This is a genomic window from Cohnella candidum (assembly GCF_003713065.1).
Classification (GTDB): Bacteria; Bacillota; Bacilli; order Paenibacillales; family Paenibacillaceae; genus Cohnella; species Cohnella candidum.
In genome coordinates, this window is the sequence record NZ_CP033433.1 from 3808141 (window position 1) to 3825696 (window position 17556).

Consider the following 17556-nt stretch of genomic DNA (forward strand, 5'->3'; position numbering starts at 1 on the left):
TTATCCAATGTTCCACAAGATTCGCGTTTTTTCGTAGAAACCCGAGCCGTCATCTGTTAAACTTTTTTTATCATCCAAACAAAAGGACGTTGAAAATGACGGTCGTACGAAACAAGAAAAACCTCCCCGTATATCAATGGTTGGGACTCTCCTGGATCTCATTGCTTCTTTTCTTTCTGCCCTACCAGGCAGGTCTTTACAATGCAAACGTCATCAGTTATGAAGACCCGCTGTACCAAGCCATGCTTTTAACATTTTCATTGGCCTGTCTTTCGATCGTCTTTTTGTATTCTCGTTGGTCAATTAACAATTATAAGGCGATATTGTCGCTTTCATCACTCTTATTGCCTATTTGTTACTACGTGAGTACCTTCTACGGCGCCTCAAAACATGGCTCGCAATTCGTTTTCTTAATGATCGCCATGTGTGTGTCGTTCTTCCTGTTAGCTCTCTATTTCGCGGACCGGGAACTCGCCCAAAAAATCCTTGCCGGGGCATTAGGAGCATCGGTATACGCCATTGTCATCTTCGGCCTGCTGAATATGTTCGGACAAGTATTTTCCAAAGATGCTCTTTGGTTTACTCAGGGCGAATACAGGCTTACGTCCGTATTCCAGTACTCGAATACCTATGCAGGTTTCTTGTCCGCCGCCTTCATGATTTGTCTCTATTGGGTGATCTCTTCCCGAAAATGGTATTGGGTCCTTATCCACTCTCTCATGCTGATCCCGATCACGGTCTCCTTCCTGCTAACGTTTTCGCGTGGGGGCTTGGTTCTTATACCGTTCATGGTTCTGATTTATCTAATTTTCCTGAGGTTCCGAGCACAGGTCCTCTCAATCCTAGCAATGCTGTTTACTGCCTCCTTAACACTTGTGGTTATCGGAAAAATCACGACGTATTACAAACAAATCGCGGCCATCGTCCAACCACAGGATCAGAAGCCGGTGGACACGATCTCCATGTTCAGCACCCTGCCGCTTAAAGGCTGGTCGTTACTAATTGGAGCTTCGCTGTTCAACTTCATCCTCATATATGCCGTTCAACATTGGCTCATGCCATGGATCGAGAAGCGTTCCCCTAATTTTACGCAAAAATCGTCTTGGTGGATTCCTGCTGCAACCATCGTTGTGGGCGGTTTGCTTGCCCTTCTCGTAAGTACAAGCAATTCGATTACCAAACTCTTGCCGTCTGATCTTGCCGACCGCATCGAGAGTATTAACCTTCATCAACACAGCGTACTCGAACGCGGCACGTTTTACTCGGACGCGTGGAAAATCGTGAAGGATCATCCGTTTGGCGGCGTCGGCGGTAACGGATGGACGGCTCTATACGAGAAGTACCAGAACAATCCATATACTAGCACTCAAGTACACAGCTACCCCTTGCAGACGCTTGTGGAAGTCGGCTGGATCGGTTTCCTCCTTTTTGTAGCTTTCCTGGCGTTTGCTTACTTTCTGTATATCAGAAGCTATTTCCAAACGAAAGATGCTTTTTCCGGTCATTTTGTGTTCTTCATTTTCTCCGTTTCCTTGCTCATTCACAGCTTCATCGACTTCGATATGAGCTTCGGGTATATCGGGATACTGTTCTTCGTATGCTTGGGAGGAATGCTGGCGCCTTTCACAGCTCAATTGAACATCGACAAATGGGAAACCTACAACCTCGCTAAAACACGCCACCTCTTCCCGGTAGTCATAAGCATCATTTCACTTATACTCTTTATCTGGTCAGCCCGGGGATATATGGCGAACAACAATTATAACAAAGCCATTGACATGGCGACGTCCCGGCAAGGAACCTTGGACGAGGTTATGGCTCCCTTAGACAAGGCTTTGAAACTGAGTTCTTCCAATCCGACTTTCATTTATCGAAAAATCGACTGGTTGTCTCAAGGCTACGCACAAACTCAGGATAAAAACTACCTCGCCCAAATTAATGACCTATTCTCGCAAGCTGAAAAAGATGAGCCGTACGATAAGAAACTAATTAATGCCAAAATTGAATACTATAAATCCCTAAACGATACTCCGAACGAATTGAAGGCTCTTGATGAAGCAATTCAAAAGTTTCAATGGGACATCGATTTCTATCAAAACGCCATCGTTCAGAACGCAATTGCTGGACAATCAGAACGCACTCTGGAGCTTTTTAATGAAGTACTGCATAAAATTGATCACCTCAAAACCTTACCGAAAGAACAAATGCAAGGACGGCCTTTCGATGTAACGCCTGCCATTCGCCAAGCAGTCGGAGCGGTATATTACTCCAAAGCGGATTACAAAGCCGCAGAAGCGCTTCTAGAGCCTTTGAAGCAGGGAGATCTGAACGATCCAGCTACGCGTACCGGCATTCGCTACTACCTTGCCTCTCTGCATGCTCTCGGGCAGAAGGACGATGCTCTGCAAGCCGCTCTGATCGGCGCGGATCCGAATGAGCAAGCCCAGATCGATGCATTAGACCAACAAGCGAAGAATTCATAAATTAAGCCGAGCCATTCCTTAAGGGATGGCTCGGCTCGTTCTTTGGGGCATGCTTTGTTATAATAATGTCGTTTACTGAAAACGTCTTTTCACCATCTGGGCATGAGGTGTCACCATGTTCTTTTATTCACCGAATTTCATGATCTTCTTTATAATACTGTTGATCCCCTACCTGCTCTTACGGAAACAGCGTGTCTGGCTGCTTGCCGCAGCCAACGCAATATTTTACGTGGCCCATCCGGAAGGCTTTCTGGTCCTGTTCTTCGTGATGGCCTTTCTGACCTTCGGGATCGTCCACACCATGCAGCTCTCGCGGTTCCGGTGGCTCTTCTGGATCGGCATCGTTCTGAATGTGCTCAATCTGGCATTCTTTAAATACACGCTTTTCGTCCTAGGCAATCTGGACATGCTCGGTCTGCATTTACCGCGCGCCGATGATTGGGCCGCTTCCATCGTCCTGCCGCTCGGCATTTCCTTCTATACATTCGAGTTCATCTCCTATCTCATCGACGTTCGGAGAGGTGACTCCAAACCAACGCGTTCTTTCGTTAAGTTTTGGGTGTTCGTCTCTATGTTCCCGCATCTTATCGCAGGGCCAATTATGCGCGGCGATGAGCTCTTCCCCCAGTTGGACGAGCTCTCCAAAAAGCGTATCACCTGGAGTGACATCCGATACGGCGTCTACCTGTTCGCGATCGGAATGGTTAAGAAAATCGTCATCGCCGACCAATTGTCCCCGATCGTCAAGGAGCTGTTCGATAAAGGTTCCGCCCTGACAAGTACGGAGTCCTGGATGGCCGCCTACACGTTCAGTTTCTATATTTATAACGACTTCTCCGCCTATACGGATATGGCGATCGGTCTCGGTATTATGATGGGTGTACGCTTTGCCGACAACTTCAACTCCCCATACTTAAGCGCCAATCCAAGCGAATTCTGGCGACGATGGCATATGACACTGTCACGGTGGATCCGTGACTATATTTACATAGGGCTTGGAGGTAATCGCAAAGGACAGCTGCGTCTCTATGCGAACCTTCTTATTGCCATGCTGATATCAGGTTTGTGGCACGGAGCGATGTGGACCTTTGTTATCTGGGGTGGGATTCACGGTCTGCTACAGGTCATTCACCGCTTGTCCTTTGAGTTGAACCGGTTCAGGTGGGTCGCCGTACTGAGGGACAGTGTTGTTTATCGTATTGTTGCCATATTCGTTTTCTTCCACATCGTGACTTGGACCTGGGTATTCTTCCATGCCCCCAGCCTCAGTATGGCTTGGGACATGACGGTCAAAATGCTTCGCGTCCACGCGGCTGACCTAATTCGCCATCCGACATTTCCACTTATCGTTGGGCTTTTCGCGGTCCACGTGGTCGAATATGTGCTACGGAAAAACGAGGGCCGATTCGGCCGCATCTGGCACTTCGTACCTTTCCCATTGAGAAGCGCTGCTTACGCGTTGATTACTTTTACCCTGATTTATTATCTGCAAGGGGGTAAATATGAGTTCATCTACTTCCAATTCTAAAAGGACACGTGTACGCCAGAGAATCAGCTTGGGATTTTTGGGGTTTGTGCTGATCTACGTGTTTGCGGAAATCTTTCTCTTCAGAAACCTTGCTTTTTATGGCCACGAGTACCGTTCCTTCGTCGGTCAGTTTGCAGAGCTTGATGTGTCGTTTCAGCATGCGAATCCCTCTGCGATTGATACCGTGATCTTCGGGGATTCCCAGAGTAAGGACGCCTTGCGTCCTGATCTGCTTGCTGCGGCCTCAGGCCGTAATCCCGAGAGTATCTTTAACTTCAGCGTAAGCGGCGGCAAGGCTTATGAGATGTATCACAACTATCTTAAGTACGTGGATCGACTCCCTCATGTAAAGGAAGCCATCATCGTGATAAACGAGCATCAGATCAATTCGTACAATATGGCGAACGATCCGAAGTTCCGTTACTATGCCGGTTTAAAAGACAGAATTCGGATTATGAACAAAGACAACTATGGGGAGCTTGCATTGGGATGGGCTTCTAAGGCGATCGATTTGCGCGACATCTGGAGTAAAATGGTGAGGTCATACTTCAAAGGAACGTTACCTAAGCCTCTGGCTACTGTCTGGCAACCCGGCGGTCTACGTGCGGAAACCGAAGTCAAACAAGAAAATCTAACCGCTGCATATGCCGAAAAAACGGCCGATGGCTGGTTTCAAAATTACGACTTGAATGGTTTGCAAACGGAATCGCTCGAATCTTTGTTAAAGGAACTCCACTCTAAGGGCATAAAAATCGTGATTTTACAAATTCCTCGATCCGATTTATTTGAAGCCGTGATAAAGAAAAAGTATGCTAAACAGCAGCAGGCTTACTTCAATGAAATACAATACCTGGCCACCGAGTATGATGCGGAGTTCCATGTGATGTCTAATCAAGGTCTAACACTTAAGGAATACTTCCGGGATACCAATCACCTCAGGCCCAAAGGTGCTAAAGTCGTGAGTCAACGAATAGCGGAACAGTGGCTATAGCATACGAAAAAGATCGTGACCCGCTGTCACGATCTTTTTCAATCGGCAAAGCAATATCAATGCTACTTCAATTCATATCCACCGCGTACCAAAACGATTAACTCCGCCTTTGACTTCGGATCATGTTTAACACCGCGTCCATCCCTAGGGAAAAGAATAAAATGGTTGTTGCCTACTCTCTTACCTGGAGCAATGTCAACTCCGTCCGTCATGTCGGACAGGCCGTTCGTATCGGTACTTACAGCGACTGCGGTACCGGCTCGCACAATCAGTTCACCGCCTGCTTTCACGATGATACTCTTACCCAGAGGTACCGTTACCACTTCGATAGGAGCCATCCCCGTTGCTGCGTCACCTGCATTCCCCGTGTTACCGCCATTTAGAGGTCCTAACTTGTCCAATTCAACTTTTACCAGTTCGGCGACTTTCTGATCCACATATCCCTTAGTTACAATTGGATCGTCAGCCGTCCCAGGCGTGCTAGCCGTGTCAGCTTTAGCCGTAGAGTAGAATCCGATTGCACTTAGTAAAACAGCTGTTGCGATGATCCCCGTCCACGTTCTCCACTTTCTCTGATTCTCCAATATCATCTCTCCCGGTTCGACAATTTTACTATTGATTAGATACGCAAGTTGCGAACCAAAAGTTGCTCTTCAAATTACCTATATAATCAAAAAAGGGGGCCTCGTTGAGATGAGGCACCCCGCTCAAATCATTTATCGCTGTTTTCGAACCAGTTTAGTTTCTTCGTAGCCAACAGTCTCTTGTGACCATCAAAGATATCATAAACGTTAATTGTATAGTCGAACGAAGTAGACAGCTTATTCAGAACTCCCGGTTCAGACACGGTAATCTTAAGACCACTATTTCCGACTGACAATTTCGCCGCATCAGTTTCTCCGACGTCATTGAAATCATACTCTTTGATAGTAGAATACGTGCCGCTAGTTATTTCGATTCCTAACTTATGTTTTTCTGGAATCACGCTATATTGAGAGTTTTCTTTGATGTCCGCGTTCAGTTCCAGATCAATCGAAGAAGAATCATATGTGCCGTAGATTTTGCTTAGGGTAATTACATATGGATACAAAGAAATTTCTTTCAAGCTAGAAGCTACCGTCGCAATCGGCGTGTCATGCTGCAACTCCACCGCTCTTACGAATGCGTCTGCAGCTGCATCCCCAGTAGTAAGTCCCGTTCCGGTCACACCTTGGCCAATCATTACTCTTAAAGCTTGTTTGCCATAAGCCTTTGGAATCTCCGCTCTAAAAGCAAGCAGAGCTTCACCGCTTGGTCCCACCGTCGTCTTAACTTGTGAGATCTTCGCAGGGAATATTGCACCGTCTTGGGCTTCTACAAACCCTTCGAGCGTCGTTAAAGTTGAAGGACGCTTCTCATTGTTTCTCATGACAACTGAGCCATAGAACATATCCGTAGCCGTTCCTTCATAGATGTACGAATCCTTGATGATGACATCCGCTCTTTTGCCTACATCGGTAAGGGCATAAGCTTGATTTTTCGGAATGAGGGGAAGCTTCAGATCGGAAGCTTTTACTTTGAATACGGCGACGGATTTTCCTTGGGTCGTATCCGGTGTAGTTCCCGTATCCGTCGTTTTCGTTGTCGTCGATTCGATATTTTCTACGTTGAGTTGTACTTCCGAATACTCGTAGGTGTAAGGGATTTTTGCATATACTACTTGCTTGGATGTCTCTCCGGGTTTTAGTGTAATGATCTTATCCAATTGAACCAACTTCGTTGCATCTCTACCCATGTTGACGCCATCAACCGTGTAGTAGCCGGAGAGAACAGGTACAGATAATGATGTTTTACCAGGGTTCTTCACTTCAAATTCAGCTGCAAGAATATCCTGATCGTTCCAAGGAAGCCGCTGAATATCAACAAGCTTCACTTCGTACAAGCCGTACTTATTTCGGAATTGAATCGCCTTACCGGCAGAGTTCGAAGTTTGCGTAGCACCTTTTAATTGATAAGAAGCGATCGGAATATCTACTTTATTCGTTTGGTCGCTTAGTGCAACCACTAATTTCGAAGTTGTAACATTCGTGTTCGTCGAAGGAACTTCGGCCGTCAATTGAATGGTCTGTTTACCTTTGGCCTCAATCGAAACACTCGTTTGGCTTGATGTTAACTGATAGATGTTCCCGTTAGGTGTTTGTAAGTAGTACTTGATCGTGTCCGGAATGGTTAGTTTTCTTTGTCCGATGTTTTCGAGGTCGTAGTCGAGAGACACATTGTAATATCCGTCTCTCTCCGTGACATAAAGATCACCTGCGAGCGTGCTCACTTGAACTTTATCGAACGTCAATGTTTTCTTGGTGCCGCTTGCGGCAACAGTGGACGCAGCCTTACTCAGATCAATCGTACCAAGAACCGTTTCAAAGTTCGTTTGACTGAAGTTCCATTTGATAATTTGAATAGTCAATTGTTTGATCGTTGCTGATTTATCAATCTCAGCGAAATAGGTCTGCTCGACCGTTGAATTTGGTGCGACTTTCGTTTTGGATTTATCTTGATCAGATATCTTTACGCTATACTTATCGCCATTCTTGTTCACGACTTTCAGCCAATAGTCGATGAGTTGCAAATCGCTCTTTCCACCGTTAAATATGCTCACTGTGACTCCAAGAACATTGCTGGAACCGCTGTTAATCAAATCAACTTGTTTGATGGTTATATTCGAACTTCCGCCAAGGGAAACCTTCGAAGGTTGTGTCGCAGCAAACGCAGATGAATATGTAACCAACAAGATAATCGTGATTAACGCAAACAGTGCTCCCTTTCTGAATGCTACTCTCATCGTCCATTTCCTCCCTTATGATCTATATATTAAACGCTTCGGAAAGGGGGAAAGTTTCAAGTGCACAAAAAAAAGAAACCGAGTTGCCTCGGTTTCTTTTTTTGTTAAAACAGATTACTTAACAACAACGCGGAACTTGATTTGCTTGTTGTTAGCCGTGATCACAACTACGTCGAAGCTGTCGCCAGCAACAACCGTGTTGTAAGTTTTAGCAACACCGTTGGAGTCTTTCGTAAAGTTGCTGGTGTAAATCGACCAGGTCGACGGATCAGCAATTTCTACGCCGTATTGGTCAGTTACGACAACAGCGTCGTTCACGAGACCAGCGATCGTAGCATATTTGTTGGTAAGCGGAGTCGTAGCCGAAACGCTAGAAACGTCAACGGATACTACAGCATCGGATTCCTTAACAACACTGTTTTTGGACTCAAGAGCCAATTTGTCAGGTGCGGAAGCAGCTTTAGAAGCTTTAACCGTTTTGCTGACAACCAGAGTTTGATCAGCAGCATAAACGACTGCAGTTACAGTGACATCACGAGTATCTTTGTCACCATAAGCCGCATACGTACCCGGATCCGGTGCATACACGCGAAGTGCACTGCCGCCAACGATGGAAGCTCCGGAATCATTTTCGTTCAGTTGATAGAAGGAAGTCGGCAGAGCGACTTTGCTGCCATCAGCCAGAACGCCTTTTACCGGGATCGTTACATCGTACTTCGAGTTAACGGACCCGATCACCGCTTGGTCATAGGCCGTTGCTGCGTCTTCAACAACATAGTCTTTGATGTCAGCGGCTTCTACGACGTTAGCAGAGAAGGTATACGTGCTGCTGGATACTTCTTTGTACGTTCCGTCAAGGTTAAAGAGTTTAAACGTGATTGTTGCGGAACCTTTTTTCTTAGCATCAAGTTTAAACGTGTCAGCTGCGTTGTCAAGAACATTGTACGTTACGCCATCGATTGTTACCGGAGCTTGTGCACCAGTAGTCACTACGTCAACAGTAGCGGTGTCGGAGGAAGCAACATACAAGCGATAGGTACCAGCGTCGCCAGACCACTTGCCGGTCATGTCAACAGCACGAGCATATTGGTCTTTTACAGCAACCTTCGAGAGGTCAACCGTGTCGTTAGCGCCAACTGCATAAACTTTGTCAAGATCATTGATGCCGCTGATTACCGTTGCTGCTGCAGCATCAACCAAGGAAATGTTCAGTTGGTAAGATTTGAACGTGCTCGTTACGATGCTGATGACTGCATTTTTAGCAGTTTGGCCAGCCGTGTCCAGAACAAGTTCGGTTTTGTTGTTAACATAGTCGCGAACGAAAGACAGCTTCTTCGACGAAACCGAATCGTACGTAGAAGTACGAGTCATAGCGTTCAGCTTGTTAACGTCCGTCACTTCTTTACCGAATTGGTCGATTGCCGTGAAAGGAATTTTCACTTTCTCGCCCAGAACAGCAACTTCAGGTTGGGACAGCGTAATCGTGTCGACTTTAACGTTCTCGGAAACATTCACATCGTAAGATGCGGATTTGCCCGTGAAGTTAGAAATCAACATAACTTTGGACGTACCAGCTTTGAGCAATTGGCCGCTCGGCTTGTTCAGTTGAGCAACGATTTTCGAAACGCCGTCAATCGTTTTCGTCTGGAACGGGCCAGAAGCAGTGGATTGATCGAATTGCGGTACAACAGTCGTGTTTTGGCTCGTGATAACGACGTCTTTGTTCAGGTACGTCGTATTCGTGACGCTGTTACCGTATTGGTCTTTAGCATCGACGATCAAGTAGAAGTCGTTCGGATCAGCGCCTTCTTCAAGCGTCTTGCTGTTCGGGTTGTAAATGCCCGTGATTGCCAGCTCCGAAGCGCGAGCAGCATCGGATACGACCAGAACGCCGCTAACAAACGTATTGGAAGCGGAGTGCAGAACGCCAACCGTTACTTTCTCGTCTTTCAAGAATCCGGCAGCAGAAGTGATGGCGATTTCGCCAGCGCTGCTGATCGTGTAAGTAGCGTTTGCTTTACCAACGCTCAGCGTAAAGCCGCCTTGGCTGGTAACATCTTCGCCGTATTGGTTGGACGCTTTGATGTTCGCATAGATCGTCGTGTTAGAAGCACGATCAACCGGAGCGTTCAACGAAGCGAATTCGATTTTCGAAACTTTCTCGTCTTGCGCGGTCAACGTTTTGGTCAGAGCCGTGTCGGTCAGACCGGAAACGGAAACCGTGTAATCGCCAGCCGTCAGTTTCGTTGCGAGTTCGAGCGTAGCCACTTTCTTGTCATCGGAGAAGGAAGCGGCTTTGGACAGGTTAACTGCCACGGAGCCTTTCTTCACAGCGAACGTAGCTTTGGAAGTATCAACGGCTTTGTTGAAGGTCACTTGGATCTTCTTCGCGCCTGTTGCCGTTACGCTAGCCACTTCAACTGCAGCCGGTACAGCGATCTTCTCGTAAACGGAGTAGGTAGCCGTTACAAGGATTTCACGCGTAGCAGCAGCTTTGTAAGTAGTCGGCAGGGTGATGCCGTTGTCAAGCAGTGCTTGGATGTAACCAGCAGCCCAGTTGTCAGCGCCGGCAACCGTTGCACCAGCAACAGGCTTCAGGCCGAGAACGTTAGCTGCAGCAACAGCGATTTGTTGAACCGTAACGTTGCCGTTCGGGTCGAACTTGCCGCCGCCGACGCCAACTACGAGACCAGCAGCCTTAGCAGCTTCGATTTCTTCGAACGCCCAGTGGGAGCTCTTAACGTCGCTGAAGGATTGGGTCGTAGGCTTGGTGTCAACGTCCAGGCCTTTGAGCAGGTCGAGGATACGAGCCAGCTCAGCGCGGGTCATTTTGGATGCCAGCGCAGGATCTTGGCTTGCGCCAACGCCGCTGAAAATGCCTGCGGCTTTCAGCGCTTCGAATTTCTCAAGCGCCGTAGTAGGGGTTGCTGCCGAAGCTACGGACGCGAATGCGCCGAATGCAATAGCTGCGGACAGAAGAACGGATAAACTTTTCTTCATAACCTTTTTTTCTCCTCCTCGAGAAAACATCTGTTTGTCTTGCATGGAAGAATGATAGCTCGAATCTCTCATCGATGTTTCACCCCCTTCCCTGAGTTGAGCATTGTCTATAATGGGTGTCTGCAATCGCGGTCTCTATTCTATGTAGATACCTGTCGCAGAAACTCGTTAACAAGGTGATCCTGCCGAAGAAAAACACAAAATAGGCAGGGTAAAATATGCCACTTTCCCCATTATACATGAGGTCCATATGAAGCGCAAACGCATATTTTACGAGAGTCGTAGATTGCGAGGCAGGCGCCCCGCTCATTTGATACATGTTGTTAAACGCACCAGACGGATAAAAGTTGCGGCGAAACGAAAATTGATTCGATTATTTTTTACGAAAATGTTTCGTAAGCCTCATGCACCGTTTAATATGTATGGCGTTTTTGCTTCTTTAGTATAACTTGGACCTTGATTTTCGTCATCGCTTAACTTTTTCCTTTTGCGCCAAGGAAGTGCAGAATTAAGGAGCCGACCCGTGATATCCATGGGCCGGCTCCTTTTAGGTGTTAGCTGAAGTTTTTCGGGAAAATCTTGGTGAATTTCTGCAGAAGCTTAACCGTGATCGCACCAGCTTCAGCTCGAGTCAGGTTTGACTTCGGATTAAAGTTGTACATTGGTTTTTTCTGTCCCGGGATGGTTACAGGCGTACCGCTCATAACACCCGCTTTGGTTACCGCCAAGATAGATGGTCTCGCATAAATCTGAGCACTGGCCGAATCCACAAACGCTTTAGCGAGTGCAGCCTCTAGCTTGGAATCGTTGACAGCGAGTTTGAGTTTAAGTGCTCTGGCGATCATGACAGCTGCATCCTCACGGGTAACCTTGATGTCTGGGCCAAACGAACCCTCGGATAATCCGCTGACGATACCCGCTCTAGCCGCCGTCTCGATGTGCTCATAATCCCATGTTGCGGATTTGGCCCCGGGGACAACATCCGTGAAAGACTGATTATCGTCATAGTTGAGTTTAATGTTCAGGCCTTTTACGAGCAATGTCGCGAACTCACCGCGTGTTGTCTGATCGTCAGCTCCGAATTCGTCGAAACGCAGATTCGTCATGATGCCCTTCGAATAAAGACCATTAAGGATATTGCGCGCCCACGGGTGGTTCGTAATATCGCTGTACCCGGACTTCAGTTTGCCTACCATGTAGTAACCAAACTCATCAAATGGTACGGTCACCGTATGTTTTTTCATATCCACTTCGCCACCGACGTTCTCCCATACGCCTTTGTCCGTAAAGCGGAACGCCGATATCGTATATGAGACCTCGTCAACAACATTTTCATTGAAGGATAATTTCAGCGTACCCCTGTTAGAAGGTATAATTTTACGCTCTTCCGGTATCGGATCGGATGGATCAGCGAAAGCGCGCACCGTATTTCCTTCGATAAAGTAGGGCGCCTGTCCGTTAATCGCAGGCTTATACAGAGGAGAGGTTTTATCCCCTTCTTCTCCCCAGCCTCCGTTAATCCAATAAATTTGTGAGACGCGCGTGAATTTGCCGGTCGTCTCGGTGGAGTTAAAACGCTGTACGTTGATGTCCGGAATCGTAATCGTTGTCGCTCCTGAATTGGACCTTCCATCCGCATCGCGGTTAATAATGTTTCCGTAATCGTTGCGTCGGTCAACGACTCCGTCTTTCGGGTCCGCAATACCGAACAGCAATTTGTTGTCGGTATAAAACTTGTAGACTCCAGCTGAATTCGGCTGTGCGGACTTCAGTACTGTCCCTTTGGGGAATGAGAGCTCAACCGTCTTATTGAAGACGCTAAGCTTTGTTGCCATAGCCTGCATGTACTGCGAGTCGACCTGAATAGCTGAAGTGTAGTACACATTGATCTTGTCGTTAATGCTGCCCTGCGGTCTGACGATCTGAATCTTAATCGATGTCAGCTTATCCGGCTTCAGCCCTACAAAATCGTAAACGAATCGGTTGTTCACGTCCTGGCGTTTGGTAGATGATACTCCGTTGATCAAGACGTCCGTAGCGCCTTCCGCTTCAATATCAAAGCGAACGAAGTTCTTGTTCACGACGATATCGTTTCCTACAGTCGGTTGTGGAGATAAGATCCGATAAGCTGATACTTCGCGCACGATTTCGAGCCGCTGATTCGTACGGGCTCCTGTTGAGTTGATCAATTCCAGGTTGTATACATGGGACCCAGGGACGGTAAAGTCGATATTCTTAATCCGCAGGATAAAGTTATCCTGATCACCGGCGAAGTCGTATTTCAAGCTGCCGAAATTGCCCGACAAACCGTCGCTGCCATCTTCAATTAACTCAGACGAAGATGGATCCGCAAGCTGTTTGGTGAAGATGGTATCGGAACCGAATTTCAAATTTACAGTGGTGGCTCCGCCACCTTTGATAACCAAATCGTATTTCAATTGGCTTGTCGTGTATTTGCTGTCCTTGAAAAGGAACTCCGGAGACACTGGGAAAATCCGATCCATGATGTCTTGCGTGTAAGGCGGATCCTTAACGGTGGAATCCGGCAGCGCCTGCCGATCGGAGTCCAGAGCCGGCGCAACAGTCGGCTGGAATTTATCGATCCTTGAGACGTTCGTGTCGATAATGTAGATTCGGATTTCCTTGCGGATCTCCCTTACAATGCCATTCACTGTGGTTTTTCCAACAAAAACGATTCGATTTTCCCCGAAAGATAATGGGCTGTCATCTGCACCAACCGTTAATTCCAAATTGAACTTTCGATTGGTACTATCTACGCCCAAAACAGGGTCGGCAGGCGTTACGCCGTTCACGAAATATTCGGAAGAAGTATAGTTCTTAAACCCGATGTACTCCCCGGATACCGTAATTTTATTATCTTCTCGCGAATCGAAATACTTGGTCATGCCATCATAAATATCCGCCACGTAGATGTAGTCTTGCGTAGAGTAGTTGATACTCGCCGAGTAACCTGCTTGTGACGTACCCAACGTAAATCTGACTTTCTGCTGGCCGCTGTTGAAGCCTGTGATTTTATATGCATAGTAACCTTTGGCGTCATCTGCCATAATGCTGCCATTGTCGATGACCAAAGCAGTGTTTCCTAAAGGCAAATAAACACCGTTCAAATCCGGAGAACCCGCCCCAGGTGCCGTTTTCACCAGGACCCAGAAATCCTGGTCACTGACTTCCGCACCATCAAGCGGCATCTTGGTGATATTGTCGAAGTCTGTACCGGTCTCATCATAATTCGGCAGGTAGTACATTTTCTCGATCAAGGTTTCCCCTGGGAGAAAAGTGAACTTACCCGAGTAGGTCATGGAGGTGCCCTTATACCCGACAACGAGATTAAAGGTTTGGTTCTTCAAATCCGCCGTGTTATCGCTGTTGGGCTTAAAAGTAAAATAGTCGGTCGTAAAAGTGATCAACCGATATTGCGGGGTGATCCCATCATTACCTGGAATAATCGTCTCGCTATCCGTAGGAGTGAAGGCGATCGTCGTCTTCGAAGACGAATCATTGATGTAGTAATCAGCATTTCCTTCAAATGGAATATTGGCATCATAAGGAACAAGCAGGGTGAACTGCAGAAGGGCTTGGTTGCCAAGGCCAGCATACCCTGAAGTCACGATTGGGTTACTGTTGTTCATCAACTCAGTCTCATCGGTGCCGCCAACGATCAGCTTCATGCTCGTGAAGGGTTGTGTTTTGTTGAAAGCGTAAATGGATCGGTTAATGACAACCGAATCGGATAAGCTCTTGATCGTAATCGTCAAATCGTTCAAGCCCGGCTGCAGTGCAAGGGACGGTGAATAAAAGGTGCCATCGTCCATGACGGAACCGATAATCGCTTTACCCCCGTTAATGGCAACGGACATGCTGTTAATGTTCTTGGCAACACCTTGGAGCGTTACGCTGGTGCTCTCAACAACCGCCGGAGAGCCTTCGCTCAGCACGGTTGAAGTCCCCCCGCCGTTTACTTTCAAGCTTTGCAGGTAGGGTACACGGTCATATAGGATATAGAACGTATCCGAACGCTCGACGCTTCCGGTAAGTCCGGTAAACGTAATTTTGTTCATTCCGCTGAACAAGGTGAGATTATTGGCCGTGAAGCGGTTTGTTGACCCCGTATCGGCCAATACCGTTCCGGCCGTAGTCCTAGTAGAGTCCACATCCCATCTCGTCGTGCCAGAGGAATCGCCTTTCGGGATCAATTGCTCGATCTTCACCTTCAGGGAGTCTTTGCTCACGCTTGTGAATGTACCTGTGACCGTAAAGGTAGGACTTGTCGTCGTATAGACGGTGTCGCGGCTCAAGAAAAGAGTAGGATCGCTATTGTCCGTTGTGCTCAATTTGGAAGTGTTGCCGAATTCAACGATATCGGGAATAAAATAAGTGGCGGTCGCGCCAGCGGCATGCGCTTGTTTAGCCAGCCCAGGCGGGAGCAGGGACAAGATGAGCAGCCCCATCATCAACCACGCCATCGCTCGCTTCATTCGTTGCATCGGTTAATCTCTCCTTCAGAGGAAGTGTTTGCCTAGTTTTGCGGATTACTATTATGTATCGGCACTTCGCTCCTCTCAGTTTAGTTCGATTGGTCCTATTTCGACGCCATAGAGGAGTGGAACTTTCTTCCTACAAGTCTCTTAGACAGCAAAAAGCCCCCGAGAGTTGCGGCTCTCGAGGGCTCCATTTTGTATACACAATTCACTCTAAAATGTTACTTCGAACGGCTCTCCGTTTGCGGCTTCAAGCGGGCCAGCAAATTGATCACCGGACGGCGCGACTTGTCGACGATGCCGATCAACTCGGCGCCGATCTGGAGCAGGAACACCAGCACGCAGATAACGATGAACGTCACCCAGTTGCCGAAGCCCGTCTTCGTCAGCGCGGATTGCAGCACGGCGCAGGCGCCGAAGAATGCCGCGATTCCGTAGATCATCAAAACGGTCTTGCGGTGGCTGAAGCCCAGCTGCTGCAAGCAGTGATGAAGATGGCCTTTATCGGCCTTCATCAGCGGCTTCTTGTTCACCCAGCGGCGTACGATCGCGAAGAACGTATCGGACAGCGGCACGCCGATGATGAGCAGCGGCGTCACGAAGGAGATCACGGTGATCTGCTTAAATCCGAGCATGGACAGCATCGCCAGGCTGAATCCAAGGAACAGCGCGCCCGAGTCGCCCATGAAAATTTTCGCGGGATGGAAGTTGAAATACAAGAAACCGAGAATGCTGCCGAGCAGCACGACGGACAAGAGCACGACGGTACCGTTGCCCATGATGACGCCCATGCCCATGATGCTGGCGATAGCGATGGCGGATACGCCGGCAGCCAGCCCGTCCAGGCCGTCGATCAGGTTGATCGCGTTCGTAACCCCGACGATCCAGAAAATCGTCAGCGGAATGCCGATCCACTCGCCCAGCGGCTGCATGGCGGATCCGAACGGAATGTTTACGATATTCATTTTAATATCGAAGCCGAAAACAACGATGCACGCGGCCCCGATCTGTACGAGAAATTTCAACTTGGCGTTCAAATCGAAACGGTCGTCGAGCGCGCCCAGCAGGATGATCACCGTGCCTCCGGTCAGGAGGGCGCCGATCAGGTTGCGGTTGCTGGCCATCATCAGGTTGTCCGGGATGATCAACATCAGCAGCAGAACGACGAGCGTGAATGAAGCGTAAATGGCGAGACCACCCAAACGCGGCATGATGCGCGAATGGACCTTCCGGGCGTTCGGGACGTCGACGGCGCCGACGCGGAACGCGAACTTCTTAACGAGCGGTGTAAGCATGAGTGCCAGCGCGAGCGCCGCGATGAAGCCGGAAATTCCGATTCCGATCATATAGCCTGTTGGCATCTTTAACTCCCCTTTTATAAGCACCGAGTAGAATTATAAACCCGGCGCCCGGAATTCAACAAGGCGATTTTCTCGTCGTTTTCCGGCATATTGGTTCATTTCCGCCATTTTCATGAATTTTCACAAACGTTTTAGCCCTGTTTGAGGACCTTATCTCCGTCCCTCATCACTTTGAGGGCGAATTTCGGCAATACCAACATTCTCCTATAACGGGAAGGTTCCTGTAATAAACGGTAAAACCATTCCAGCCGCATTTTCTGAAAAAGCTTCGGCGCGCGCTTCAGCTTGCCGGCGATGACGTCGAAACTTCCTCCCACGCCCATCATCACGGGTACCTGCAGCGTGCTCTGATACTTGGCCAGCCATGCCTCTTGGGTCGACATCGAACGGGCTACGAATAGCAGGTCCGGCGCGGCTTCCCGGATGGCGGCGACCACCGCGCCGTCCTCTTTATCGGTAAAATAACCGTCGCGATAGCCCACGAAACGGACGCCCGGATACAGTTTCTGCAAATTCGCGTGTGCCGTCGAAATGATTTCTTCGGTCGTTCCCAGCAGGTAAACCTTCCATCCCCGCAGGTCGCCTTCGCGAAGCAGCTCGTGCATCAAATCGAAACCGGTCACGCGCTCCTTCACGGGTTCTCCCACGTGCCGGGCCGCCCAGACGACGCCGGCTCCGTCAGGTACGACGAGATCGGCGGTCTTCAAGGCCCGCTGAAACTCTCGGTCCTCGAATCCGGCCATCAGCATGATCGGGTTGCCGGTCACGATTCGGTGCGAACGGCGGTTTTCCACCGCGTCCACCAGATATCGGACCGTTTCTTCCATATTCATTTTCGAAAACGAGACGCCGTACAGCGACACCGTCGGGTAG

At 48.4% G+C, this 17556-nt stretch carries 9 protein-coding genes; 3 read left to right on the top strand and 6 right to left on the bottom strand.

The window, feature by feature from the left end:
- The first annotated feature begins 95 nt into the window (after nucleotides 1-95).
- The 3 genes from EAV92_RS17350 to EAV92_RS17360 all read left to right on the top strand — a co-directional run bounded on the left by EAV92_RS17350 (nucleotide 96) and on the right by EAV92_RS17360 (nucleotide 5002).
- Nucleotides 96-2483 carry an O-antigen ligase family protein gene (locus EAV92_RS17350; RefSeq protein ID WP_123042256.1) on the top strand — a complete coding sequence of 796 codons (2388 nt, stop codon included), beginning with the start codon at nucleotides 96-98 and terminating at the stop codon, nucleotides 2481-2483.
- Nucleotides 2484-2598: 115 nt separating this feature from the next.
- Nucleotides 2599-4011, top strand: coding sequence for an MBOAT family O-acyltransferase (locus EAV92_RS17355; RefSeq protein ID WP_123042257.1), 1413 nt, complete (start codon nucleotides 2599-2601; stop codon nucleotides 4009-4011).
- Between the two features lie 46 nt (nucleotides 4012-4057).
- Complete coding sequence (locus EAV92_RS17360; protein WP_164472825.1) at nucleotides 4058-5002, top strand: hypothetical protein; 945 nt, start codon at nucleotides 4058-4060, stop codon at nucleotides 5000-5002.
- A gap of 62 nt (nucleotides 5003-5064) precedes the next feature.
- Here EAV92_RS17360 and EAV92_RS17365 read toward each other — a convergent pair whose 3' ends face one another.
- From EAV92_RS17365 to EAV92_RS17390, 6 genes are all read right to left on the bottom strand, one after another.
- Nucleotides 5065-5586 carry a hypothetical protein gene (locus EAV92_RS17365; RefSeq protein WP_241158303.1) on the bottom strand — a complete coding sequence of 174 codons (522 nt, stop codon included), beginning with the start codon at nucleotides 5584-5586 and terminating at the stop codon, nucleotides 5065-5067.
- A 128-nt stretch (nucleotides 5587-5714) separates the two neighbouring features.
- The gene (locus EAV92_RS17370; protein WP_123042260.1) at nucleotides 5715-7823 is read right to left on the bottom strand and encodes a hypothetical protein; all 2109 of its coding nucleotides are present in this window, start codon (nucleotides 7821-7823) and stop codon (nucleotides 5715-5717) included.
- A gap of 114 nt (nucleotides 7824-7937) precedes the next feature.
- Complete coding sequence (locus tag EAV92_RS17375; RefSeq protein WP_123042261.1) at nucleotides 7938-10895, bottom strand: S-layer homology domain-containing protein; 2958 nt, start codon at nucleotides 10893-10895, stop codon at nucleotides 7938-7940.
- Nucleotides 10896-11377: 482 nt separating this feature from the next.
- Nucleotides 11378-15328, bottom strand: a complete 3951-nt coding sequence (locus EAV92_RS17380) for an S-layer homology domain-containing protein (protein ID WP_123042262.1) — start codon at nucleotides 15326-15328, stop codon at nucleotides 11378-11380.
- A gap of 215 nt (nucleotides 15329-15543) precedes the next feature.
- On the bottom strand, nucleotides 15544-16668 hold the full coding sequence (locus EAV92_RS17385; RefSeq protein WP_123043788.1) for a glycosyltransferase family 4 protein: 1125 nt from the start codon (nucleotides 16666-16668) through the stop codon (nucleotides 15544-15546).
- Nucleotides 16669-16814: 146 nt separating this feature from the next.
- Nucleotides 16815-17516 (bottom strand): WecB/TagA/CpsF family glycosyltransferase, encoded by a 702-nt coding sequence (locus EAV92_RS17390; protein WP_123043789.1) that lies wholly within the window; start codon nucleotides 17514-17516, stop codon nucleotides 16815-16817.
- Nucleotides 17517-17556: the final 40 nt, after the last annotated feature.

What these genes read in the sequence shown, in the direction of transcription:
- EAV92_RS17350 (WP_123042256.1), top strand. Translation starts at nt 96, where the DNA reads ATGACGGTCGTACGAAACAAGAAAAACCTCCCCGTATATCAATGGTTG.
- EAV92_RS17355 (WP_123042257.1), top strand. Translation starts at nt 2,599, where the DNA reads ATGTTCTTTTATTCACCGAATTTCATGATCTTCTTTATAATACTGTTG.
- EAV92_RS17370 (WP_123042260.1), bottom strand. Translation starts at nt 7,823, where the DNA reads ATGAGAGTAGCATTCAGAAAGGGAGCACTGTTTGCGTTAATCACGATT.
- EAV92_RS17375 (WP_123042261.1), bottom strand. Translation starts at nt 10,895, where the DNA reads ATGAGAGATTCGAGCTATCATTCTTCCATGCAAGACAAACAGATGTTT.
- EAV92_RS17380 (WP_123042262.1), bottom strand. Translation starts at nt 15,328, where the DNA reads ATGCAACGAATGAAGCGAGCGATGGCGTGGTTGATGATGGGGCTGCTC.
- EAV92_RS17385 (WP_123043788.1), bottom strand. Translation starts at nt 16,668, where the DNA reads ATGATCGGAATCGGAATTTCCGGCTTCATCGCGGCGCTCGCGCTGGCA.
- EAV92_RS17390 (WP_123043789.1), bottom strand. Translation starts at nt 17,516, where the DNA reads ATGAATATGGAAGAAACGGTCCGATATCTGGTGGACGCGGTGGAAAAC.